Below are 22,237 nucleotides of genomic sequence, written 5' to 3'. Positions count from 1 at the left end.
AAGAGGAAATGGCAATACCTAAACGGCAGATTCTGCTCTGTCAGAGTTTTCGGGTAGCAGGTGACAAAAAAGGTCTCTGTCACAAACAGAGCGAAGGCTTTTTGCAATACATCGAGGAAGAGGTTCTGGATAGAGGCCTGGATTGTCTTATCACGGCCACCTCCTGTCTCAAACAGTGCGAGAAAGGTCCGGTAATGGTCGTGCAGCCAGAAAACTGGTGGTTTGGCGGCGTGAACAGCAAGGAGGCCATTGATGCTATTCTCGACGGCCTCGAACAGGGCAAACCAGCAAGCAAATACCTGATTTCCGACTGAGTCGCGTTCATGAACGCACCAGAGCAAATCGTCATCCGCCGGGCAAAGTCTGCGGACATTCCTGCCTTGGTCGGCTTGCTGGGGCTGCTGTTCAGTATTGAACAGGATTTTGTCGCGGATTCAGCCAAGCAGCAACAGGGGCTAGAGCTGCTGCTGGCGGAACACCATCATGCCGCAGTGTTGGTTGCGGAGAAGGGAGAGCGGGTGATCGGCTTTTGCACTGGCCAGTTGCTGATTTCCACGGCAGAGGGCGGCCCAGCAGCGGTGATCGAAGACGTGATGGTGCTGCCGGAATGGCAGAGGCAAGGAATTGGCAAGCAGCTCTTGAATGCCATCGGCGAGTGGGCGGCAAGTTGCGGAGCTAGTCGCCTGCACTTGCTGGCAGACCGAACCAATGCCGCTGCTCTGGCCTTTTACCAAAGAGTTGGTTGGCAGACTACGCAGCTTATCTGTCTGCGGAAATTTCTTCAGGAGAGTGGTGATGCAAGGCCGGACTGATCTGATACCGCTGACCGCACTCCAGCCGATCAAGGGCTGGGAGGAGTATTTCCAGCACGGCGAGGGGTATCTGAAGACCGCGAGAGGGGCACACCAGAAAGCTGTGCCCTCCTTCACCCCAGAGATCCTCTACAATCTTATCGCCATGGCGATAGAAAAATTCGTCATGGCTGCACTGATGCGGCACGGGGCACTGCCCTACAATCACACCATGGGCGATCTGGTCGAGGCGATGGAGAACACCTTTCCCGGCAGAATGGGGGAGATCGGCGAGGGCCTGCTGGCTTTAGACAAATATCAGGAAATTTGCGATCTTGATGCCTTCAATATCCGCCCGCCAACCCAGGAGGAAATCCCGGCTATGCTGAAATTGGCTGGGAGGCTACGCGACTTGGTGGTGAATGAGCTTCTTTAACCCAGCAATCCGGTTCAATATATGCCAGAACGAAAACTTGGTGTGATCAAGGAAATCGTCGAATCAGCGGGCATGAACATCGCCCATGTCTATGGGTTTTCCTCAACCATAACGCCTTCCTGTTGCAGTTCACCGAGGCCAGCAACTGTCTGCTGCTCCATGTCAACCGTGACGCAGAGCAGGAACTGGTGCAGGGCAAAATTATCCTGCTCAAGCAGGCGGCCCAGGAACGGGAAATGCGCCTCAATGACGGCAACTTCTATGCTTTGACGCAGGACAGCGAGGAAAGCGTGCGGATTGATTTTTTCCCCTCAGCATTCAAATAACAAAAGCCTTCTAGGAGAGGTCAGATCATGGCAAAAGCGGACGTAGAAAAGCTGCTAACAGCTGGCGGCAAAGACAAAAAGATTAAGGCGAAATACGACGTTCCAGCCACTAAGGAGGAATTTGTCGCGCTGGCTGCTCAGGACGGCTACAGCTTTACAGTCGAGGAACTCGAGGCGGTGCTGAAGGAGTCGGGCGATGTCTTTGAAAAATACGGCAACCCGCCTAAGCGGTCGATTTGGTGGTCGTAAGAGGAAAAGGCTAGGCTGAAGCAGCAGCGGCAAGGGCTGCTTCAGCCCTAGTTGCGTTGGACAGAAGGCGAAGGGCAGTCGAGGCAATTTGAGTAGGTCGCTGAATTTACAGTCTTACCGAGCCTTGATTAGCTCCAGCTAGCACTGCTGTTTTCCCTCAGCGCAACGCTTTTCTCTGGCAAAAGGCTCCTTTTTTACTCGGTTGCCAAGGAGTTATACTCGGCAAAACTCCTTTGTAACCGAGCCGGACTCCTTTCCGGCTTACTCAAACTCCTTTGCAAGTCGGCCAAACTTCTTTTCTACCGACCAAGACTCCTTTCTTAGTCGGCAGAACTCCTCTGCGGCTTAGCCGAACTCCTTTGCGAGTCGGCCAGACTCCTTTTTTGCCGACTAAGATTCCTTTCCTGCCGAGTAAAACTCCTCTTCAAGTCGGCAGAACTCCTTTGCGGCTTGGCCAAACTTCTTTCTTACCGAGTACATTTCTGGCAACGGCTTGCAGGAGACGACTTGCACAAGATGGGCTATTTAATCTCAGACAGCAGACTTGGGTCTGTGACTAATTCTCTCGCACCGTGCCCGTGATGTTCTTTAAACACATTGTGTTCGCACCATTTGCCGAGGCTATTGATGTCAACTTTGGCACATTGTGGACGTACATTCCAAGTTACCTGCAAGGGTGAGCATTGCTCATTGTTATATTTCTCCCCTGTCGTTGATCCGAGGAACTCTACTGGAATGCCGGTGCCGGCTGGTATCGCTTTTGCCTGATGTCGTCCGTTAACGATATTGCCGTCATAGGAAAGATCATTGAAATTCAATGCGGTTGGATCGTTAACCACCAAGAAAACCTGAGCCTCGACGCGTAAGCTGGGCTTCTGACATTTTTCAGACAGACAGGATTTCAGTGTCTCGCCCGGTTGAACATCTCCGCAGGAACTATGCACCCAATGCACCTCAATGGTGTCGCCTGGCTTCAACCCTTCACAGATGCTACCATTAGGTGACTTCAGTTCTTCCTTGGTCAGAGAGGGGGTATCTGTGCATTTATAGCCACCGCCGTGACCATGATCTCCTGCTCCTGCCTCAAGAGAGAAATTTTCCCCTTTATGTTCAGCGTTGACATGGAAATGGATGTTACAGAGATTCAACTCGCTGTAGATCGGAGCAACAGGAAAGACTATCTTGTTCGTCCCTATCTTACTGTCTATATCTCTCGGAGTCTGCGGGCCAGCTGTTTTGCACGGTATCGCATCTGAAGGTTTTTCGTTATGAGATGTATTTTTTTTCCATACACCTACGCAGGAGGTAAGTCCAAGCGCGATAAAAAGCGCAAAAAACTGAAACGATCTTGTCTGCTTCATAGTCATATCCTTATGTTTTAAATTTAATATTAGCATCGCTACCACTCAAGGCTATTTAGGTTGCCAAGAATGATTCATTCTATGCCTGGTAAAGTACAAAAGTCAAGAGCAGCTACAGCTTTTTCAATTCCAGCAGCCAGAGCGTTAGCTTTGTGCGTAGTTACCAAAGCGAATGTTTACTTGCGACAAATTTGATAGCTATGACTGAAAAATTTCTACATATTTGTTTGTAATGTTTCGCAACAGAAGCATGGTAGCACTTGCCTAGATAGCCAACGTATTGTTCGTAATGTATAAATAATCTTGCTGCAAAAATGGCATACATTTTGCTACTACACAGAGTGAAAGCGACCGGCAAAGCAAAAGACCAGGATGGGATGAAGAACGTTTTGTAAGCCTTCCAGTCAATGTGTCCCGGCAAGAAACGCATCAATAACTTTATCTTTTCGAGGAGGACTCTGTTATGAATCCGAGTGCGATCAATGCGGGAGACACCGCGTTTATGATGATTGCAGCGGCCCTGGTCATGTTCATGACCCCCGGACTAGCCCTGTTTTACGGCGGTTTGGTGCGTTCCAAGAACGTGCTATCCACTGTAGTGCAGAGCTTTTTCTCGTTGGGCGTGATTGGCCTGATGTGGGTGGTGTATGGCTATTCTATCGCCTTTGGGCCAGATGTGGGCGGCGTAATTGGCAACCTGAGCTGGGCTTTTTTAGACGGCGTGGGCTTGGAGCCAAGCAGCACCTATGCTACCAGCATTCCGCATATAGTTTTCTGTGCTTTTCAGCTGATGTTTGCCAGCATTACCCCAGCTCTGATTACTGGTGCCTTTGCCGAGCGAATTAAATTCAGTGGCTTCTTGCTTTTCACTTTTTTGTGGACGACGATAGTCTATCTACCGGTCTGCCACTGGGTATGGGCAGCTGATGGCTGGTTACTCAAACTTGGAGCACTGGATTTCGCAGGCGGCACAGTCATACACCTGAATTCTGGTATGGCCGCTCTGATTGCTGCCATCTTCATCGGTAAACGCAAGGGCTACGGCAGAGATTCCTTTTTGCCACATAGCTTGGGTATGAGTGTGCTAGGTGCGGGGATACTCTGGTTCGGTTGGTTTGGTTTCAATGCAGGGAGTGCAGGTGCAGCTAATGCTATCGCAGGTTCAGCCTTCTTTGTCACTCATATAGCAGCAGCAGCAGCAATGGTCTCCTGGGTTGCAGCAGAATGGTGGCTGCATGGCAAACCCACTGCCCTGGGTGCAGCTTCAGGCGCAGTGGCAGGCCTGGTAGCCATTACCCCGGCTTCTGGTTTTGTTGGTCCGGTATCTGCGGTAATTATCGGCCTGGTGGCAGGTGTACTGTGTTATCTGGCTATTTCCCTCAAGAGCAAATTCAAATATGACGATGCGCTCGACGTAGTAGCTGTACATGGCTGCGGCGGTACCTGGGGGGCAATCGCTACAGGTCTCTTTGCCTCGAAAGCCATCAATCCCGCAGGCGCAGACGGCCTCTTCTTTGGCAACCCAAGCCTGGTAGGAATTCAGTTAGTCGGCGTGTTGGTTACATTCGCCTACTCCGGTATCCTCACCTGGCTGATCCTGAAAATCACAGACAAGCTGGTTGGCTTTAGGGTCACTGAGGAAGACGAAGTGGTTGGTCTTGATCTGTCCCAGCATAATGAAGTAGGCTACAATATCTAACGATCACCCCAGGGAGGTGTTATCGCCATGAAAAAGATAGAAGCAATAATCAAACCCTTCAAGCTTGATGATGTCAAAGAGGCCCTGAACAACTTAGGCATCACCGGCATGACCATCAGTGAGGTCAAGGGCTATGGTCGGCAGAAGGGGCACAAAGAGATGTATCGGGGAGCTGAGTATCATGTTGAGTTCAATCCTAAGATTAAGATTGAGCTGGTGGTGCGAGCCGAGTTAACCGAGAAAGTGGTGAGTGCGATCCGCGAGGCAGCTTTAAGTGGTAAGATCGGGGATGGCAAGATCTTCATCCTGCCCGTGGAAGATGTGGTGCGGGTGCGTACTGGCGAGCGCGGCGAAGCAGCGATTTAATCCATAACAGCGCAAGTAAAAAGAGGGAGACTGACCGCAAGGCAGTCTCCTTTCTTATTTTGCCCTTCCTCTTTACAACACCCCATCTGGCATTGCTGGCAGGTCCTCGCTGCCGAGAATAAATCCGCCATCTAAACGTAGGACTGCGCCGGTCATAAATTCCGCATCCCGGAGTAGAAAAAGCACAGCATTGGCCACTTCCTCTGGTGTACCCGTGCGCTTGAGTAAAGTGTGTTCCAGTAACTGCGCTTGCTCCTTTTCACTGAGTAAATTCCAGCCACGCGTGCCTGTCCCATGCCGCGTATCAATCAGGCCAAGCATGATTTCATTGACCCGAATAGTAGGTGCGCCTAGCCTGGCCCAATTCTCTGTTAGCGAGCTAACGCCGCGATTGGCTACCGCATAGCCATCACTGAACAACAGTCCTGCTGGGCCTGAACGTCCGGTAATCGCGGCAATGGACGATACATTTACCACCGCTGCCTGTTCTGCCTGCTGCAGTAACGGCAGACACGCCTCAAAGACCAACCATTTTGCGTGCAGTGTAGTATCCATTTCCAGCTGCCACTGTTCACAGTTAATTGGGCGATGATAAGCCCCGTGGACAACTGGCATCCCGCCACGTTCAATATTATTGACTAAAACATGCAGACCAGCGAACTCATCATGAATGCGCTTCACCATCAGTCGTACTTTTTCAGCATCCCGCAAATCTGCTTGCAGTAGCAAATGACCATGAAATTCCGCCTCCATCTCTTGCACTGAAGCAGGCCAGTCAAACCACGGTAAACAGAGCTGCATACCCTCTGCTGCCAGTTTTCGGGCAATCGCTCGTCCAATACCTCGACTTGCACCAAGAACCAGCCCATATTTACCTGCAAGCTCCATTATCCTTCTCCTTTTAGACGCTGCCGACTTCATGCGTATCTAGGCAGCGATATCGTGCTTATCGCATTCACGCATAAGTGCTTATCTGGCTCTCGCCTAAGTGCTTATCTTAATAAGAGCATAACACGTCTCGAACTATCTGCATAGATTTTCTTCCTGCCACACTGTTGCTGTATGAGCACTTTTGTATCTATTCATACACGAAATACGTCATCATTTTCTTGACAGATTCAGTTTAGCTGTTTAGTATAATTGCGTTTTCCACGCAATCGCACGGCAAGAGCAAAAAAAGGAGGCTTGTCGGATGCGTTTTGCAATATATAGCGCAGGCAACGATCCGGTCTGCAGAGGACGGAGGTATTTTATTGGCTGGAGGCAAGCCATGTTAAGCAAAGAAAAAAGTAAAGTGATTAAGCGTGTTAGGAAAAGCAAGAATATAGAGCTTGATCTCAGCGATAAAGACCTGACAACAGTGCCACCAGAAGTATTCCAGGTTAATCAATTAGTCTCGCTTAACCTTTGTAATAACCATCTGAGATGTTTACCACCTGAGATTGGCCAATTAACCAATCTAAAAGAGTTGCATCTAGGTCTTAATCAGCTTCGGTCGTTACCGGATGAAATAAGACAGCTAACGAATTTAGAAAAGCTCTTCCTTTGGAAGAATCACTTTACCTCCATACCATCCGCGATCTGCGAGCTACCTCATCTAATTGAGCTTGACCTAGGTTGTAATCACCTTACAGAATTACCGCAGCAAATATCCCAGTTACTAAACCTGCAATGTCTTGACTTGAGCGAAAATGATCTCATTTCATTGCCGTCTTCAATCAGCAAGCTAACGCATCTAACGCATCTGAGCCTCTACAAGAACAACCTAAGCTCATTGCCATTAGAACTCTTCAGCCTACCGTGCCTGCGTTATCTCTCCTTGTGGGGAAACCCTCTAGTAGTAGAACTCCTAAGAAGCAGACTGCATACCCTTGCCAAGCAAGACAGTGTTGCTGCCGCATCCCAGCAGCTTCAGGAGAATAAACGAAAGCGAAGCCACGCACAAAAACAGGTTAGCTTATGCCATCTGACTACTACGCCCTGTCGAGACCTTGCTGAGTGTATTCGCTCAATGCGCGTGCGGGAGTGGTGTGTACTCTGCCCTAGCTTTCAGGCAGAGAGCCAGCTCTGTGCACTCTTCTTTAAGCACTAGCTCCTGGAGTGATGCTCGTCGTGCCTATAGCCTTAACCTTATAAATATACTGAAATAGGTGCGGAGTAGTAGCACACGGTGCCATGATATGGCTACAGATCCATAGCCATCAGCATCGATGCGCGATTCTGCCTGCATACTTTTTTCTTGCAGTTGCTACTTCTTTGCTGGACGAGGCCTAAAAAAGATGGCTTACTTTGAGTAAGTTTGTGTTCGTTTCATTTTTGCCTCCTTTCTTCTACCGGACTTTACTATGCACCTGCGACGGTCATCTGTCCTCCTGCCAGTTCTCCTGTTGACGTTCCTGCTGCTGCCCTTTCAGCGTACAGACACGCTTGCAGCCAAAGAAACCGTCCCGGCAGTAGCCTCATGCCTCATTCAAGGTTGGCCGCATGATCAGAGTGACCTTAAACCTGATCCGGCCCTAATCTTTGGTACGCTCAAGAATGGTCTTCGCTCAGTTATCTTGGTGAATCGTGAACCTAAAGGCCGAGTGAGCCTGCAATTGAATATCAAGTCCGGTTCGCTTCATGAGACAGAGACGCAGCGCGGTTTAGCGCATTACTTAGAACACATGATGTTTAATGGCACGAGTCACTATCCGCCTGGGGTGATGGTGGAGTATTTCCAGTCTATTGGTATGGCTTTTGGCTCAGATAATAACGCCCATACCAGCTATGACGAAACAGTCTATCAGCTGACCCTGCCAAATAGCGAGCGCAAGACCTTGAGCAAGGGTCTGCAACTCCTGGCTGACTATGCAGGTGGTGCCCTCCTGCTGCCGAAAGAGGTCAACAGGGAACGCGGCATCATCTTATCGGAAAAACGTGAACGTGACTCAGCAACAAGCCGGATCTTTAAGGCAGATATCGAGCAGGTCTTTGCTGGCACATTGGTGGCACAGCGAGATGTGATTGGCGTAGATGAGGTGCTAAAAAAGGCTGATGCGGCTCTCCTGCGGCAATACTATGAGCAGTGGTATCGACCTGATAACATGATCCTGGTTGTGGTTGGTGATGCTGATGTCCCCTTATTGCAAGAGCTGATTAGTAAATACTTTAACCCACTTAAGGTTAAGAGTAAACAGCCGCCAGTTTGTCCTGACTTGGGCAAGGTTGCAGAAAAGGGTACTGAGGCCTTTTATCAGTTTGAACCTGATCTTGGCTATACAGAGATCAGTATTGGTTCTGTTTGGAATACCGAGCCAGAAGCCTTTACGCAAGCTGTTGCCCTGCGTGAATTGCAGGAGAATGTGGCTACGACTATGTTCTACTACCGTCTGCAACGCTTGATCAAGAGTAAGGATAGTCCAATGACCAGTGCCAGTTTCTATGTTGATAGAATAGTCGGACGCTTTGGCTTGACTGCCTTGCAAGCTAAAACCGATGGCAACAAGTGGCAAGAAACCTTGGCCGCTTTAAATATGGCCCTGCGGCAGGCCTTAAATGTTGGCTTTAGTGAAGATGAGCTGGAACGCGCCAAGCAGGAAATCCTCAGCGCACTGCGGGAGCGCGTCCAATCTGCTGCCAGCCAGAAGAGCGATGCGCTGGCCGCAGAACTTATTCACGATCTGAATGATAATGAAGTGCCGTTATCCCCACAGCAAGAGATGGAGCTGTACGGCCCAGCGTTAGCCAAGCTGACTGTAACCGAAGTCAATGCGGTCTTCCGTAGTCTTTGGCATGAACGGCAGGTAATTAAAGTTGCTGGAACGGCAGCACTCAAGCCAGGCCAAGATGGACAGAAAGTCGAGGAGACGATCCTTGCTGCCTTCAAGACTGCTGAGGCGGCTGAACTCACGCCCTGGGAACAGGACGAGAAGGTAGTCTTTCCCTATCTTGACCCACCGGCGGCAACAGCCCAGGTTGTGCAGCAGATTGCTTACGACAAGATCGGCGCAGAACGTTATGTGTTCAGCAATGGTCTGATTTTGAACCTGAAGAAGACAGACTTTGAACCCAATGAGCTGCAAGTCGCTGTAGCCTTTGGCCAAGGCGAACTCTCGCAACCCAAGCCTGGCTTAAGCTTGCTGGCGCGAATGCTTGTCCCAGAAAGTGGGGTAGGTAAGTTGGAGCAGGAGCAGTTAAAGGCTGCCCTGGCCAAGTATACGAGTACCGTGCACTTTGAGGTAGGCGAGGACAGCTTTCAGTTCAAGGGATCTGGGTTGAAAGAGGAGACGGACTTGCTCTTCCAGCTGCTGCATACCCATCTGCATGATCCAGCCTTTCGTGCGGATGCATTTGCACGAGTGCTACGGAAAGTAGAGCATATCTATGCCCAGATGCAGAGTTCAGTCGAAGGTGTGATGCAGCTGAAGGGCGAGCAGTTCCTCGCAGGCGGTAATCCGCGCTACGGCGTTGTACCGCTGGAAACTCTGAAGAAGCTGACCTTGGCTGATGTCGAGGAATGGCTTGCGCCGGTGCTGAAAAATGCGCCGCTGGAGATCTCTGTAGTTGGTGATTTTGACAAGGAACAGGTTCTGCAACTGGCTGGAAAGTATTTTTCTGAGGAGCGCAAAGGTAGCCAGCAGGGCAAGGGTGAGCAGATTGTCTTTCCCTCTGGCAAAAGCCTGACCGAGCAGGTGACTACCGCCACTGACAAGGCCCAGATTACTGTCGCTTGGCCCACGGCTGACTTCTGGGATATCGCTCGCACCAGGCGACTCAACGTGCTGGCAGCAGTGCTGGACGACCGGCTGCGTAAGCAGATTCGGGAGGAACTGGGCGTAGCTTATTCGCCCTATGTTTATAACCAACCCAGCCTGGTTGATCCAGGCTATGGCGTGCTGCGCAGTGTGCTGCTGGCTGAACCGAAACAAGCTCCGGTGCTGGCTACTAAGCTTAAACAGGCAGGTGCGCAACTGGCTCAAGGCAAGGTGACAGCCGAGGAGTTGACCCGGGCCTTAGAGCCTTCTCTGACTTCCATTCGAGATATGGTGCGCACTAACCGCTACTGGCTTGAATCCGTGCTGATTAACTCCCATCGCCACCCACAGAGGCTCGAATGGCCACTCACCCTCCAAGCTGATTTTAGCTCCATCAAAGCAGAGGAGATCACCGCCTTAGCTGCCCAATACCTCCAGCCAGCCAAAGCAGCTGAGGTGATTCTCCTGCCCAAGAAAGAATAAGAGTGGCTGTACAGCCCAGGGAGATTAGGCAAGCCTGATCTCCTCAACCTTATCTTCCAGCAAGTCCTTATCCCTGAGATCGCCCACAGCTGGGAGATAGTCACGAAAAGCATCTCCATAAATCTCCCAAATAGTAATAAAGAGGGCGGCGATAATCGGGCCAATGATAATCCCGAGAATACCAAACATGGTAATGCCGCCTAGGGTGCCAAAGAGGACGAAAAGGTCGTGCATCTCGGTATCTTTACCCACCAGCCGGGGCCGGAGCAGATTATCCAAATTGCCGGCCACAGCACCACAGATCACTGCCAGAATGATCACGCCAGAGAAGTCCCCTTTTACGGCAAGGATGATCAGCGCAGGTACCCAGACTCCAGCAGTCCCCACGACAGGGATGATCGACAGCACCGCCATCACGGTTCCCCAAAAAGCAGCCCAAGGCAGCCCAGCAAAGGCAAAGGCCAGACCGCACAAGCCGCCTTGGAGGATGCCGATGATAAGCGTGGACTTCATGGTCGCTCTGGCCACAGAGGTGAAGCGGCGTAGGAGCAACTCCTCGTCCTCATGGCTCATGGGCAGATAGTACAGGATCTTCTTAAGCACCACATCGCCAGTGGTGAGGAAGTAAAACATCACATACAGCATGATCACCACATTAACCAGGGCATTCAGCGTCATCTTGGCAATGGATGAAAGCGAGTTGATCAGCATGGTTGAGATATTGCTGACTACTTCACCGGCTTTGCCAAAAATCATGTCCCGGTAGGGCAGGATCTCCTGGTAATGGGGAATTTTCTCCATGTAGCCGCTCAGTAAGCCTGGCTCTTTGACAAAGGACTCTACCCAAGGAGTCACGGACTGGCCTACATCCATGGCCTGACTGACGACTACGCCAACTAGAACACCTAGCGGCACCAAGATCAGAGCGAAGATCGCAACGATAATCAGGATAGAGGCCAAGTTCTCTCGGCCTTGCAGGTGCTGGGTCAGTCGCCGGTGGAGTGGGGTAGTCATGGCGGAGAATAGCCCGGCCATAAAGATCGCCATCAGAAACTGCCGGATCATGGCCAGAAACAAGGCAGAGATCAAGGCAACCATGATCAAGAGGATGATCTTTTTCAGCTGGGGATGTTTCATCATTTTTGGTTTTCTCCTTTGTACCTCTCTGGTCAGATGATCTCTACTATGCCGGTTTTCTGCCTGTTCGTCAATTTTCTGTTGCAGTGTTTTTTACATTCCCCTGAGTTACTGCTCCTTTCTTACTCGCTGGCAAAGCAGTTTGGCCGAGTAGCAAAGGAGTTCTGCCGATTTGGAAAGGAGTTGTACTCGGCAGCAAAGCAGTTTGGCCGAGTATCAAAGGAGTTCTGCCGATTTGGCAAGGAATTGTACTCGGAAGCAAAGGAGTTCTGCCGACTAGGAAAGGAGTTGGAGTCGGCCAAACTCCTTTGTGGCCGACTTGGAAAGCAGTTTGGCCAAGCCGAACTGCTCTTCTGCCGAGTAGAACTCCTTTCTTACCGAGCTAAACTCCTTGGCAAACGAGCAGGACTCTTCCCTTACGTTCTTCCCCTTGAGGAGATGCCACAGGTTGGAGTACAATCAGCGGCAGAGCAGTTCTCCTGGCTATATCTCAAGAGCACACCAGCACATTCCACCATCTCTATGAAGAATCCCAAAGCACACAGAAGCCCAGAACAGGGCGAAAAGGCGATGATTGCCGGCATCATCGAAGGCAGCCCAGAGGCAGTGGGCGTAGCAGTTATCCGGCTGGACTGCGGTTGCCGCAAGATGGCAGCCGTGAGCCTGGCAGGCGAGCCAGCCAGCAAGATCATCATGTACCGCGATCAAGCTGAGTCGGTCTGCGCCCAGTGCAAGCAGGACAATGGCGATTACATGCGGGTGCTTGAGCAGTTCATCAGCTGGAAGGAACCAGACGAACTGGACAAGGCCACTAAGAAGAGGATTGTCGCTCTGGTGTTGGGTACAACGGAAGATCTGCCTAACTGATGGCCTGATACAGAGCGGCGTATTGACTGGCGGTTTCCTGCCAGCTTACAACCTGGGCTTCAAGCGACTGCCTGGCATTGCGACCGAGCAGTTGCCGTTCTCCTGGATGATTGAGGCAATACACCAGGTGCTGCGCCAGTTGCTCTGCCTTGCCAGGCGGAAACAGGAAGCCGTGTTTGCCGTGCTCAATCAGCTCTTGCACGGCTGGGATGTTACTGGCCAAGACCGGCAGTCCAGCAGCCATTGCCTCAAGCACGACGTTGGGTCTGCCCTCCGCAAAGCTGGCAAAGACAAAGGCATCAGCACGGCGCATGAACTCTGGCATTTGTTCTGGGGGCACAGAGCCGTGGAAGCTCACCTGAGCTTGTAAACCGCTGGCTTGGCAAAAGGCTTCCAGAGCATTTCGCTCTGGGCCATCACCAACTATATCTAAGTGCCAGTTTGCTGCCGAAGCAGGTAATGCAGCGACTGCCTCCAGAATCACCTGCACCCCTTTGCCAGCAACCAAATTGCCCGCAGAGAGGAAGCGCACAGTGCTGTCTGTAGCCCTATGTTCGCCAGCTGCGTAAAAGGCCGCATCAATGCCGTTGGCAATCACCCTGATCTTGTTGGCATAGCCAGGGAAGTGCTGGACAAGCACCTGCTTCAAGGTTGGGCTGACCGTGACTACCGATCTGCTGTGACTGAGGCAACTGCCTGCGAGCTGGCGCATTACCCAAGATTTTTCTGCTAAGTTGACATCACTGCCGCGCAGAGTAGTGACGACGGGTTTATTAAAGATCAGCCCGACCATGCCTGCAATCAGCCCATTGATTGACCAGTTGGCGTGGATGAGATCTACCCGCCTGGCATACCAACACGTCATGAGGAAGCAGGAGAACAGCAGCGGCGGCAAGAGCAAGAGATGCAGCTTGCTTGCGGCAAGAGATGCAGTGATCCCGCCAGAACCATGCGCTAGCTGCTGCCAGCCTTTAGGTGCATAGCGGAACCGGCGCACTGTACAGCGTGGCGAGACAAGGCAGTCTTGTGTATTACTGCTATCATCTGGGGTCAGCACCGTGACATGGATGTCAGCAGGCAACTGTTCAAGCATCTTGTGAATAAAGATGCCGCTCCGTGATTCCCTGGTCAGCGGATACGAGGTAGTGAGCAGGAGTATCTTGAGCGGCTGCTTATCCATAGACAATATGCACCTGGTTGTCCGTCAGTTGATACCGCTCTCCTGTGTGCGGACAGACTGCCTCGCCGTTGCCGTGCAGTGGCAGGTCAAGTCGCTCGCCAAAGCGACTCATCCAACCGATCTGTCGGGCTGGACAGCCAACCATCAGGGCAAAGTCAGGCACATCCGCCTTTACTACTGCTCCCGCCGCAATGAAGGCATAGCTGCCAATGGTTATACCGCAAACCACGGTGCAGTTGGCCCCGATCGTCGCCCCTCTCTTGACTAAGGTCTGGCGGTACTCAGCTTTCCGGGGGAATTCGCAGCGCGGGTTATAGACATTGGTAAAGACCATTGACGGCCCGCAGAAGATATACTCCTCGAGAGTCACGCCCTCATAGACCGAGACGTTGTTTTGAATCTTGCAGCCACGGCCCACGCGCACATTAGGGCCAAGAACAGCATTCTGGCCAATGCTGCATTCTGCGCCGATCTCTGTCCCAGACAAGATGTGACTGAAATGCCAGATCTGTGTGCCTTGGCCAATGACCGTGTTGTGATCAATCACCGCACTGGCATGTGCCCGATACTTCTTTTCCTCTACAGACTGCTCAACTACCACCGTTGCTCCGCTTTCTAAAGCGTGCTGACAGCGGTTGAGCACCTTGAGGACATTGAGTCCTTCTTTACCATCGGTATAAGGCGGCTTGCGGCTGGCAATCGCGTCAAGAAAGGCCTGGCACTCAGCCCGCAGCGGTTCGCTTTCTGGTAAAGTCACCTTCTCTGCCTCTGCCTTATGCGCCACAGGAATGTTGCCCGCCCACTCCACCGAATGCGGGTAGAGCAGGAGCTTGTCCGGCCACAGCGCAGTGTCGTCAAAGACCGCCATTTTCTTGTCACCCACCACCACCAGCTTTTGCTCCTTAAAGGGATGCAGCCAGGAGACAAAGATATGCGCGCGCACACCACTGGCAAAGTTCAGCAAACTGACTGTGGTGTCAGCAATCTTGCGATGCAGATAGTTACCGCCTTGGGCTTGGATGGATTCAGGCATTTCGCCAAGCAAGCCAAGGATAACCGAGATGTCATGTGGGGCAAAAGACCAGAGAACATTCTCCTCGCGCCGTAGCTTGCCCAGGTTAAGCCGGTTGGAATAGATGTACTGAATCCTGCCCAACGCACCTGCATCAATCAGCTCTTTGAGCTTGAGCACCACAGGATGATACCAAAGCAAATGCCCAACCATCAATATCCGGCCTTGCTGTTCAGCTAAAGCGATCAGCTCTGCACCTTCCTCCTCGCTTAAGCAGAGCGGCTTTTCCACATAAACATCTTTACCTGCAAGCAGGGCCTGTTGGCACATTGCCGCATGACTAGCCGCAGGCGTGGCTAAGACAACGCCTTGTACGGCTTTGTCTGCCAGTACCTCGTGATAGGAATGAACCCCAACCGTACCAGGATACTGGGCTATGAATTTCTCGACTGCCTCTTGGCTGATATCGCAAATCATGCGGAGTGCGCCAAGATGAGAGAAATTGCGGACAAGGTTTTTGCCCCAGTAACCAGTACCAACGACAGCGATATTTTGAGTGTGCATGATGATCTTGTTCTGCGAAGCACGTTGTTGACTGACGATAAGGCCAGAGTATTCCGCTGCGCTGGATCTGTCAAAGGAATAAATCATACCCCGGCAAGCGACTGGAACAGCGGCGATGGAGTTCCGTGTACATGAGCCTGACAGCTTCATGAGCATGAGTACCAGACAATCATGAGTATGACTGCTAGGTAATCATACGTATGACTGTCGACAGCCATGTACATGAGTGCCTAACAGTCATGAGCATGAGTTCCAGACAGTCATGCTATGAATTTGAGAGGTTCATACACATAGAGGCAGAGGCTATAAAAAAGCAAGCCGCTGAACCGTCTCTGTTCAAGACAGTCCAGCGGCTTGGTGGGCCAGATTTCCGGCAGAGGGCTTACATATACCCGCCGTAACCAGACAACTGGCCAGCATAAACCACGGCAAAGCGGATGACCACGCTACCAAGCAGTACCAGTAATGCGCTGGCATTCATCATCAATAAACCAGAGGTGCTGACCTCAGCAGTGTGATCGCCAGTGACTTCCAGGAACTTAAGGACTATCGCCAACGGCAGACACACGCCCAAGGCAACAATACTAAGGAAGTACGGGAAGAATTCATGGGAAGTGTTGAAGAACGGCATGATGGCCTGACGATGCGCTGCATCGCCAGTGTAATGCCCGTAAAAGAACAGCAGCAGCACAACTAACTCACCGATGATCAGCCAGATATCAATCTTGGTGAAGAACAGCTTCACCTCTTTGGTTTGTGCAACAATGATCATCACCGCCGCGCCAGCACTCATCCCGCTGGTGAGAAAGAGAACCGGCAGAATAGCCGAGTTCCACAGAGGCCGCGCCACCAGTGTGCTAAGGAGAATGCCAGTGTAAATCGCCAGCATGATGCCTGCGATCACATTGACTTTGGCCAAAGGAAGGAGATAGGGCTGCAAGGTATCTGCCGCGTTCCTGATCGCAGGATACTTGATCTTACCTTTTACGTCTTTGGGTAACGAGGCCAGCGCATAAAGGATCATCAGTGGATAGATGACAAAGACTATCCATGCACCCCAGCTCATCGGTGAGACTGGCTTGAAGGTCAGGTAGAACCAGAAGGCGTTGAGCTTCCGTTCCAGATCGAGGTTGAGAAAGAAAAGGCCAATGGTGAGCAGGATTGGAGCCAGCACTGGAATCTGCCAAGAGCAGGTGCTATCCAAAGCTTGTTGTTTGGGGCGGAGATAGTTGATGGCACTCATGGTCATGAGACCGCCAGAAAGGCCACCCAAGAAGAGATAAATGGCCACTCGCCAGTCCCAGACGTGCAGAGCCGGGTAGGTGATGGCATTGGAGCCAACGATGTTTAGTTCCATAGTTCGTCCTCCTCAGCTCTTCCGAGGAAACTGGTTAATGTAATAGACATTCGGCTTTGTGCCAACCTCTTGCTTGAGTACCCGCCCGCTATTCTCGCGCAGGATTTTGCTCACTTCACTGTTCGGGTCATCGAGATCGCCAAACATCCTCGATCTCCCAATACAGGTGGCAACGCAGGCAGGCTCTTTGCCTTCCTTGAGCCGGTGTTGGCAGAAGGAGCATTTGTCCGCATAGCCATGTTCTTCATTGATGTAGCGGACATCATAGGGGCAAGCCGTGATGCAGGCTTTGCAGCCCACACATTTGCGGTGGTTGATCTGGACAGTACCGTCTGCCTGCTTGTACGAGGCCCCAGTGGGGCAGATGTTCACGCAGGGAGGCCGGTCGCAGTGGTTGCACAGCTCGGAGCGCAGCTCACTCCTGAGCCGAGGGAATTCACCGCGCACCATCTCTACGACGCGGGTGCGGTAGTGCTCGGCAGGAACATCGTTCTCACGTTTACAGGCCACCACGCAGGCCATACAGCCTACGCACCGTGACTGGTCAATGACCATGACATATCTGGGCATTTATCAGGCCTCCTTGATAATCTTCACAAAGTTAACCCGCATCCCAGTGCCACCGGTGATCGGATCTACTTTATATCGAGTTATGAGCTGCTGGTCGTCGGCACCACGTTTGTGTGCCCGGCTTAGGCGTTCCGAATTATGGCCGAAGCCATGCACCATATAAACGCAGTCACGGCGGATGCGCTCAGTCACTTTGACTTGAATCCGCTCGCTGACTACCTTATCCTGATTCTCCAGGCGGACATATTGCTTGTCTTGCAGGCCAAGCTGTTCGGCTTCCTTCTTGTTCAACCAGACCTGGTTCTCCTTATGGAGTTCCCATAGCCATTGATCGTTGATCGTGCGACTGAAGGTGTGGACCGGGCTGCGGCCATAAAGCAAGCGATACATCCCCTTGCCTGGCTCCTCAGTTGGCTCGTACTTGGGTACCGGATCAAAGTTGTGCTCCTCCAGATCTGCACTGAACAGCTCGATCTTCTCTGACGGCGTTTTGAAGACAGGCTGATTGTCGGCAGTGATGTAGGGTGCGGCACTGTTGGGCTGGCTGACATATCCTTGATCGACCAGCTCTTCATAGCTGATGCCCCACGCCTTCGCCTGCCGCTTCATCCGCTCTTCCCAGCTATCTTTTACGGCGTAGTCAGCCAAGCCCATCTTTTTGCACAGCTCACTGGCGATCCACCAAGCAGGCTTGGTATCATACATCGGCTGAATTGCAGGTTGACGGATACCCACGCCCGCCTCGCGAACCTCAACCTTGAACAGGCCGTCGTGCCGCTCCAGGTAGGTGCATTCAGGCAGGATGACATCAGCCATCATCGTTGTTTCTGAGGGCATGATATCGACTGCCACCATCAACTCAAGATTGGCAATGGCTTTGCGGGTCAGGTCTGGCGCAGGCAGTGCCTTAATCATGTCTGTACCGCAGACAAACAAGGCCTTAATCGGATAGGGCTTGCCAGTGATGATCGTGTCTCGCACTACTTGGGTCAGTCCCTCGCCACCAGCAAAAGGATAATCACCTTTGATTACCGGCGGTTTCTCTTTATTGGTAGAGGGATATTCAGGTGCGCCATCGCTAAATGCAGGAAATTTGCCTTTAGCAGGCAGCCACATGCCACCAGGACGACCCCAAGTACCGAGCAAGGCATTGAGCATGGCCGTTGCCCGCGAACGCTGGGCATCGTTGCCATACCAGGCCACATGGCGGCCAGGATGAATCACCACGTTGGGTGCGTAGCGGCCTAAATCCCGTGCTGCCTCAATGATGTCAGCTTCAGGCAAATCGGTCTCCTTAGCGCACCAATCAGGGGTATATTCTTTGACAGCCTCTTTCAGCTGCTCAAAGCCGATGGCGTACTGCTCGATATAGGCTTTGTCATACAGCTCTTCCGTGATGAGGATGTTCATCCAAGTCAGCAACAAGGCCGTATCAGTACCGGGTTTAATCGGCAGCCACAGCGAGGCTTTTGAGGCAGCGGTGGAATAGCGGGGATCAACACAGATGATCTTGCAGCCATTGCCCACGGCCTCGGCGAACTCCTGCGTCTGGGAGTTGTGCATGTTCTCACCCAAATGGGTGCCGATCAGCACAATGACCCGACTGTTTTTCAGATCAACCCGCTCACAGCTCGAACCAGGCTTGTGGCCGTAAGTCAGCTCCCAGGCTGTATCACGGATACCCTTGCATTGAGCATAGGAGGAAAAGGCAATGTTGCCAGAACCCATTGCCTTGAGCAGGATGGTGAAGTAATCACCCGGCGAACCGTGCGACAGCATGGCGACCGACTCAGGCCCTTCTTTCGCCACTATCGCCTTGAGCTTCTCTGCGGTGTAGCTGAAGGCTTCTTCCCAGCTCACTTCCTTGTATTTGCCGTCGCCGCGCTCGCCAGTGCGGATCATCGGCCTTTTCAGGCGGTCTTTGTCGTAGAGCTGACCAATACCGGCCTGGCCACGGGCGCAGAGTCTGCCCATGCTTTGCGGATGCAATGGGTTGCCTTCCAGCTTTACCACCACATCCTTGCCGTCTTTGTCCTTCTCCACCTTGGCGATTGCGCCGCATTTCCAGAAGCACATCTCGCAGCTCGTTGGCACATACCTGACATTGCCACCCTCTGCCTCAGCCCTGGCGCGGGCCGAGAAGAACGGCGTGTCGGCAATCAGCGTGCCTCCGGCGGACATGGCGGCGTATTTGAGAAAATTTCTCCTCGAAAAAGCCATGATCTTCTCCTTAGTTGTAAAAGGTTCCACAACCGGCCTACTGCTCCGGTCAAAAGCACTGTTAGGGAATAATTCAGATATAGATCAGATAATGTGAGTCAGATTGGAGATTGCTTGTACACCAAATTGTGGCACCCTGTCAACAGACACCAGCAGGCATTTCTCCAAACTTGCTGTTTTCTCTTTCGTTTTATTTTCCCTGCCACAAGGTGCCAGCTCTACTTTACTGGAAGAAGCACAACAGCACCCGACAGAGATGCCAGCAGTCGATGCAGGCGGCGGTTTCTCGGATAGAGTGCATGGCCAGCGAGGGGATGCCGACATCCACCGTCTCAATACCAATCCCAGCGGCAGTGAGCGGCCCAATAGTGGAACCGCAAGCCATGTCACTGCGGGAGACAAACTCCTGCACCGGCACTCCAGCCAGTGTGCAGAGCTGGCGGAAGCGGGCAGCTGAGGCCGCATTGGTTGCATAGCGCTGGTTGGCGTTGAACTTGATCACCGGCCCCTTGCCTAAATAGGGCAGATGCTGCGGATCGTGCTTGGCTGCGTAGTTGGGATGCACCGCATGGGCATTATCTGCTGAGATCAAGAAGGAACTGCGCAAGGCGGTCTGGCGGGCCTCGCTGTTCGGGAGCAAGCGTTCCAGGATATCCCGGAGAAACGGCCCTTGTGCGCCAACAGCCGATGTGCTGCCCACTTCTTCGTGGTCATAGAGAACAATCAGGCAGTTTTCGTCAACAGCAGCGTTCAGCAGAGCCTGGAGAGCGGCAAAGCAGGAGACCAGATTGTCCAGCCGTGCGCCAGTAATCAACTCACTGTTCAGTCCAACGAGCGACGGCGGATTGGCATCGTAAAAGTACAGCTCATGGTCGATGAACCCGGCGGGTACGGCTTCAGGATACTGGCGATGCAATTGCTCCCGCAGGAGCTGCTGAAAATCTACCTTGTTGTCATCGGCGAGACCAATCAAGGGTACCATGTCGGTCTGCGTGTTGATCTCCTGCTGCTTGTTCGCCTCGCGGTTGAGATGGATAGCAAGATTGGGAATGATGCCCACAGGCCGCTGGAAATCAAGCAGAGCCGAGTGCAGCCTGCTGTCTGCATCCTGCCAAAAGATCCGGCCTGCGAGCGACAGCTCCCGGTCAAACCAAGGACGGAGCAGTGCGCCACCGTAGATCTCCACCCCCAGCTGTAGGCAGTTTTGCTCCTTGCGCAACGGATTTGGTTTGACCTTCAGGCCAGGGCTATCAGTGTGCGCCCCGATCATCCTAAAGCCACTCTTGGTCTGCCCGCCTTGCCAGGTGAAGCCAATCAGGCTGGAGTCATTGCGGAGAACGAAATACTTGCCAGCTGGCAGGTCAGGCCAATTCTCCTGCTCATGCAGTTGGACAAAACCCTGCTTTGTTAGCAGGGCAGCGGCATTGGCAGCGGCATGAAACGCAGTCGGCGAGGAGTGCAGGAAGCTGATCAGGTCGGCAAGGCAAGTATCATACGGCAACATGGCGTAGTACCCAAAAGAGGCTTTAGTGAGCAAATGATGTTGGACTTTAGCACGAATGCGCTGCGGAGGGCAAGAGAATGGCGCGCGTTTTGTTGGTTCCCCTGTTGGGGTTTGCTGGCCGCCAAGCAAATCCGGCTCGAATTATACTCGGTCGGCAAGAAGTTCGGCTTGGCCGCAAAGGAGTTCGGCCAACTTTCAGAGGAGTTTTGCTCGGCAAGAAAGAAGTCTGGCCGACTTGCAGAGGAGTTTGGCCGATTAGGAAAGGAGTTGTACTCGGCAGAAAAGGAGTCTGGCCGACTACCAAAGGAGTTTGGCCAAGCCGCAGAGGAGTTCTGCCGACTAAGAAAGGAGTTGAAGTAAGCCGGAAAGGAGTTTGGCTCGGTTGCAAAGGAGTTTTACTCGGCCAAACTCCTTTCAAACCGGGTAGAAATGGTGCGTTGAGGTGAAGGCAATGATCCTAAATACCAAAAGGGGCAGTGCCCTTTCGAGCCTGCCCCTTGTTTTGAGGTTAAGGAGTTATCCCTTTACTCAACAACTGATGCCAGTGTCACTTGCCATCCCCGCAAACCACTGCATGGGCAACAACGTACACCGGAGCACCGCTCATGGGCCGCGTGTATGTGACTATCTCCTTATCCTTTGGATCTGAAGTAGGACCACTACCACCGTACTGCCCTGGTGCTGCGGTTGGCACTGTAACGTTTCCAACATAGAGATGCGTCTCATTCATCTTGTAACCGCTGTCCATCATGAAGGCGACATTAACTTCGCTGCCGTTATATGCGACCTGCAATGTACCTACTTTTGTTCCTTTGTTGGTATCGTTCCCTCCGGCACCGGCATAAATATCTTTTGAGAACTCTACGTTAGCAGCAGGAGGAACTATCTCAGGTACAGTAATCTGCCATCCCCACCGGTTGGTATTAAGACCAAGGGCTGGGTCATTTAGTGTTGTTTCACCAACGGCAAACGCTGTTTCACATCCATCTTCATCTTCATCAGGGCTAGGCGGAGGAGTACTACAGATGATTTTGCCATTAGCCTCGATACCTATCATCACTTCTCCCGCTAAACACTTTTGCAACGGTGGCAGTACGCAAGCACCACTTGGGCCTACTGGGCCGCGTTCGCCTATTGGGCCTTGAACACCAGGTTGTCCTTGATCGCCGGTTGCGCCCTTATCACCTACTGGGCCTTTGTCGCCAATCAGACCTTGCGGGCCTTGATCGCCGGTTGCGCCCTTATCACCTACCGGGCCTTTGTCGCCAATCAGACCTTGCGGGCCTTGATCGCCGGTTGCGCCCTTATCACCTACCGGGCCTTTGTCGCCAATCAGACCTTGCGGGCCTTGATCGCCGGTTGCGCCCTTATCACCTACT

General features: G+C 52.3%; 22 protein-coding genes. 12 read left to right on the top strand and 10 right to left on the bottom strand.

Translation table 11 applies throughout. The features are described from left to right. Positions 1-8 precede the first annotated feature (8 nt). The 5 genes from ACNKIB_RS14420 to ACNKIB_RS14400 all read left to right on the top strand — a co-directional run bounded on the left by ACNKIB_RS14420 (position 9) and on the right by ACNKIB_RS14400 (position 1,802). Positions 9-314, top strand: coding sequence for a (2Fe-2S) ferredoxin domain-containing protein (locus tag ACNKIB_RS14420; protein ID WP_417911269.1), 306 nt, complete (start codon positions 9-11; stop codon positions 312-314). A gap of 9 nt (positions 315-323) precedes the next feature. Continuing rightward, entirely contained in the window at positions 324-812 is a 489-nt protein-coding gene (locus ACNKIB_RS14415) for a GNAT family N-acetyltransferase (RefSeq protein ID WP_417911268.1), read from the top strand. Next, on the top strand, positions 796-1,227 hold the full coding sequence (locus ACNKIB_RS14410; RefSeq protein ID WP_417911267.1) for a hypothetical protein: 432 nt from the start codon (positions 796-798) through the stop codon (positions 1,225-1,227). The genes ACNKIB_RS14415 and ACNKIB_RS14410 overlap by 17 nt, the downstream gene beginning before the upstream one ends. A gap of 122 nt (positions 1,228-1,349) precedes the next feature. Further along, positions 1,350-1,553 (top strand): hypothetical protein, encoded by a 204-nt coding sequence (locus ACNKIB_RS14405; RefSeq protein WP_417911266.1) that lies wholly within the window; start codon positions 1,350-1,352, stop codon positions 1,551-1,553. Between the two features lie 27 nt (positions 1,554-1,580). After that, positions 1,581-1,802 (top strand): Nif11-like leader peptide family natural product precursor, encoded by a 222-nt coding sequence (locus ACNKIB_RS14400; protein ID WP_417911265.1) that lies wholly within the window; start codon positions 1,581-1,583, stop codon positions 1,800-1,802. Positions 1,803-2,323: 521 nt separating this feature from the next. Here the strand turns inward: ACNKIB_RS14400 and ACNKIB_RS14395 are convergent. Then, positions 2,324-3,163 carry a delta-class carbonic anhydrase gene (locus ACNKIB_RS14395; RefSeq protein ID WP_417911264.1) on the bottom strand — a complete coding sequence of 280 codons (840 nt, stop codon included), beginning with the start codon at positions 3,161-3,163 and terminating at the stop codon, positions 2,324-2,326. Between the two features lie 463 nt (positions 3,164-3,626). On the opposite strand from ACNKIB_RS14395, the gene ACNKIB_RS14390 reads away from it, so the two are divergent. Together ACNKIB_RS14390 and ACNKIB_RS14385 are read left to right on the top strand one after the other, a co-directional pair. Then, entirely contained in the window at positions 3,627-4,862 is a 1,236-nt protein-coding gene (locus ACNKIB_RS14390; protein ID WP_417911263.1) for an ammonium transporter, read from the top strand. Positions 4,863-4,889: 27 nt separating this feature from the next. Next, positions 4,890-5,228, top strand: coding sequence for a P-II family nitrogen regulator (locus ACNKIB_RS14385; RefSeq protein ID WP_417911262.1), 339 nt, complete (start codon positions 4,890-4,892; stop codon positions 5,226-5,228). A gap of 72 nt (positions 5,229-5,300) precedes the next feature. On the opposite strand, the gene ACNKIB_RS14380 is transcribed toward ACNKIB_RS14385, so the two are convergent. Beyond that, a complete protein-coding gene (locus ACNKIB_RS14380) occupies positions 5,301-6,116 on the bottom strand; it encodes an SDR family NAD(P)-dependent oxidoreductase (protein WP_417911261.1) in 816 nt (271 codons plus the stop codon). Positions 6,117-6,498: 382 nt separating this feature from the next. Between ACNKIB_RS14380 and ACNKIB_RS14375 the strand changes: the two genes are divergently transcribed. Further along, positions 6,499-7,320: a leucine-rich repeat domain-containing protein gene (locus ACNKIB_RS14375; protein WP_417911260.1), complete on the top strand. Its 822-nt coding sequence runs from the start codon at positions 6,499-6,501 to the stop codon at positions 7,318-7,320. 253 nt (positions 7,321-7,573) lie between these two features. Then, positions 7,574-10,447 carry a M16 family metallopeptidase gene (locus tag ACNKIB_RS14370; protein ID WP_417911259.1) on the top strand — a complete coding sequence of 958 codons (2,874 nt, stop codon included), beginning with the start codon at positions 7,574-7,576 and terminating at the stop codon, positions 10,445-10,447. Between the two features lie 24 nt (positions 10,448-10,471). Here ACNKIB_RS14370 and ACNKIB_RS14365 read toward each other — a convergent pair whose 3' ends face one another. After that, complete coding sequence (locus tag ACNKIB_RS14365) at positions 10,472-11,587, bottom strand: AI-2E family transporter (protein WP_417911258.1); 1,116 nt, start codon at positions 11,585-11,587, stop codon at positions 10,472-10,474. A gap of 33 nt (positions 11,588-11,620) precedes the next feature. Here ACNKIB_RS14365 and ACNKIB_RS14360 point away from each other — a divergent pair, with 33 nt between their 5' ends. Next, entirely contained in the window at positions 11,621-12,451 is an 831-nt protein-coding gene (locus ACNKIB_RS14360) for a hypothetical protein (RefSeq protein ID WP_417911257.1), read from the top strand. Here the strand turns inward: ACNKIB_RS14360 and ACNKIB_RS14355 are convergent. From ACNKIB_RS14355 to ACNKIB_RS14330, 6 genes are all read right to left on the bottom strand, one after another. Next, the gene (locus tag ACNKIB_RS14355; protein WP_417911256.1) at positions 12,444-13,631 is read right to left on the bottom strand and encodes a glycosyltransferase; all 1,188 of its coding nucleotides are present in this window, start codon (positions 13,629-13,631) and stop codon (positions 12,444-12,446) included. The genes ACNKIB_RS14360 and ACNKIB_RS14355 overlap by 8 nt on opposite strands. After that, complete coding sequence (locus tag ACNKIB_RS14350) at positions 13,624-15,207, bottom strand: Gfo/Idh/MocA family oxidoreductase (protein ID WP_417911274.1); 1,584 nt, start codon at positions 15,205-15,207, stop codon at positions 13,624-13,626. The genes ACNKIB_RS14355 and ACNKIB_RS14350 overlap by 8 nt, the downstream gene beginning before the upstream one ends. A gap of 382 nt (positions 15,208-15,589) precedes the next feature. Further along, on the bottom strand, positions 15,590-16,564 hold the full coding sequence (gene nrfD / locus ACNKIB_RS14345) for an NrfD/PsrC family molybdoenzyme membrane anchor subunit (protein ID WP_417911255.1): 975 nt from the start codon (positions 16,562-16,564) through the stop codon (positions 15,590-15,592). Positions 16,565-16,576: 12 nt separating this feature from the next. Next, on the bottom strand, positions 16,577-17,134 hold the full coding sequence (locus ACNKIB_RS14340; protein ID WP_417911254.1) for a 4Fe-4S dicluster domain-containing protein: 558 nt from the start codon (positions 17,132-17,134) through the stop codon (positions 16,577-16,579). 3 nt (positions 17,135-17,137) lie between these two features. Then, complete coding sequence (locus tag ACNKIB_RS14335; RefSeq protein WP_417911253.1) at positions 17,138-19,354, bottom strand: molybdopterin-containing oxidoreductase family protein; 2,217 nt, start codon at positions 19,352-19,354, stop codon at positions 17,138-17,140. A 223-nt stretch (positions 19,355-19,577) separates the two neighbouring features. Beyond that, the gene (locus ACNKIB_RS14330; RefSeq protein ID WP_417911252.1) at positions 19,578-20,858 is read right to left on the bottom strand and encodes a M18 family aminopeptidase; all 1,281 of its coding nucleotides are present in this window, start codon (positions 20,856-20,858) and stop codon (positions 19,578-19,580) included. Positions 20,859-20,891: 33 nt separating this feature from the next. Between ACNKIB_RS14330 and ACNKIB_RS14325 the strand changes: the two genes are divergently transcribed. Next, on the top strand, positions 20,892-21,218 hold the full coding sequence (locus ACNKIB_RS14325) for a hypothetical protein (RefSeq protein WP_417911251.1): 327 nt from the start codon (positions 20,892-20,894) through the stop codon (positions 21,216-21,218). Positions 21,219-21,405: 187 nt separating this feature from the next. Here ACNKIB_RS14325 and ACNKIB_RS14320 read toward each other — a convergent pair whose 3' ends face one another. Further along, positions 21,406-21,915: a hypothetical protein gene (locus tag ACNKIB_RS14320; protein WP_417911250.1), complete on the bottom strand. Its 510-nt coding sequence runs from the start codon at positions 21,913-21,915 to the stop codon at positions 21,406-21,408. Between the two features lie 102 nt (positions 21,916-22,017). On the opposite strand from ACNKIB_RS14320, the gene ACNKIB_RS14315 reads away from it, so the two are divergent. Further along, positions 22,018-22,237 (top strand): hypothetical protein (locus ACNKIB_RS14315; protein WP_417911249.1); only part of this gene is annotated, 220 nt, incomplete at its 3' end.

It is taken from the genome of Candidatus Electronema sp. PJ, from assembly GCF_048287395.1.
Classification (GTDB): domain Bacteria; phylum Desulfobacterota; class Desulfobulbia; order Desulfobulbales; family Desulfobulbaceae; genus Electronema.
Note: the sequence above shows the minus strand (reverse complement) of the source record. Positions and strands in the feature narration are given on the sequence as shown.

Excerpts from the sequence above, each read along its gene's own strand:
- ACNKIB_RS14420 (WP_417911269.1), top strand. The coding sequence starts at position 9 with ATGGCAATACCTAAACGGCAGATTCTGCTCTGTCAGAGTTTTCGGGTA.
- ACNKIB_RS14415 (WP_417911268.1), top strand. The coding sequence starts at position 324 with ATGAACGCACCAGAGCAAATCGTCATCCGCCGGGCAAAGTCTGCGGAC.
- ACNKIB_RS14410 (WP_417911267.1), top strand. The coding sequence starts at position 796 with ATGCAAGGCCGGACTGATCTGATACCGCTGACCGCACTCCAGCCGATC.
- ACNKIB_RS14400 (WP_417911265.1), top strand. The coding sequence starts at position 1,581 with ATGGCAAAAGCGGACGTAGAAAAGCTGCTAACAGCTGGCGGCAAAGAC.
- ACNKIB_RS14395 (WP_417911264.1), bottom strand. The coding sequence starts at position 3,163 with ATGAAGCAGACAAGATCGTTTCAGTTTTTTGCGCTTTTTATCGCGCTT.
- ACNKIB_RS14390 (WP_417911263.1), top strand. The coding sequence starts at position 3,627 with ATGAATCCGAGTGCGATCAATGCGGGAGACACCGCGTTTATGATGATT.
- ACNKIB_RS14385 (WP_417911262.1), top strand. The coding sequence starts at position 4,890 with ATGAAAAAGATAGAAGCAATAATCAAACCCTTCAAGCTTGATGATGTC.
- ACNKIB_RS14380 (WP_417911261.1), bottom strand. The coding sequence starts at position 6,116 with ATGGAGCTTGCAGGTAAATATGGGCTGGTTCTTGGTGCAAGTCGAGGT.
- ACNKIB_RS14375 (WP_417911260.1), top strand. The coding sequence starts at position 6,499 with ATGTTAAGCAAAGAAAAAAGTAAAGTGATTAAGCGTGTTAGGAAAAGC.
- ACNKIB_RS14370 (WP_417911259.1), top strand. The coding sequence starts at position 7,574 with ATGCACCTGCGACGGTCATCTGTCCTCCTGCCAGTTCTCCTGTTGACG.
- ACNKIB_RS14365 (WP_417911258.1), bottom strand. The coding sequence starts at position 11,587 with ATGATGAAACATCCCCAGCTGAAAAAGATCATCCTCTTGATCATGGTT.
- ACNKIB_RS14360 (WP_417911257.1), top strand. The coding sequence starts at position 11,621 with ATGATCTCTACTATGCCGGTTTTCTGCCTGTTCGTCAATTTTCTGTTG.
- ACNKIB_RS14355 (WP_417911256.1), bottom strand. The coding sequence starts at position 13,631 with ATGGATAAGCAGCCGCTCAAGATACTCCTGCTCACTACCTCGTATCCG.
- ACNKIB_RS14350 (WP_417911274.1), bottom strand. The coding sequence starts at position 15,207 with ATGCACACTCAAAATATCGCTGTCGTTGGTACTGGTTACTGGGGCAAA.
- nrfD (WP_417911255.1), bottom strand. The coding sequence starts at position 16,564 with ATGGAACTAAACATCGTTGGCTCCAATGCCATCACCTACCCGGCTCTG.
- ACNKIB_RS14340 (WP_417911254.1), bottom strand. The coding sequence starts at position 17,134 with ATGCCCAGATATGTCATGGTCATTGACCAGTCACGGTGCGTAGGCTGT.
- ACNKIB_RS14335 (WP_417911253.1), bottom strand. The coding sequence starts at position 19,354 with ATGGCTTTTTCGAGGAGAAATTTTCTCAAATACGCCGCCATGTCCGCC.
- ACNKIB_RS14330 (WP_417911252.1), bottom strand. The coding sequence starts at position 20,858 with ATGTTGCCGTATGATACTTGCCTTGCCGACCTGATCAGCTTCCTGCAC.
- ACNKIB_RS14325 (WP_417911251.1), top strand. The coding sequence starts at position 20,892 with ATGATGTTGGACTTTAGCACGAATGCGCTGCGGAGGGCAAGAGAATGG.
- ACNKIB_RS14320 (WP_417911250.1), bottom strand. The coding sequence starts at position 21,915 with ATGATAGGTATCGAGGCTAATGGCAAAATCATCTGTAGTACTCCTCCG.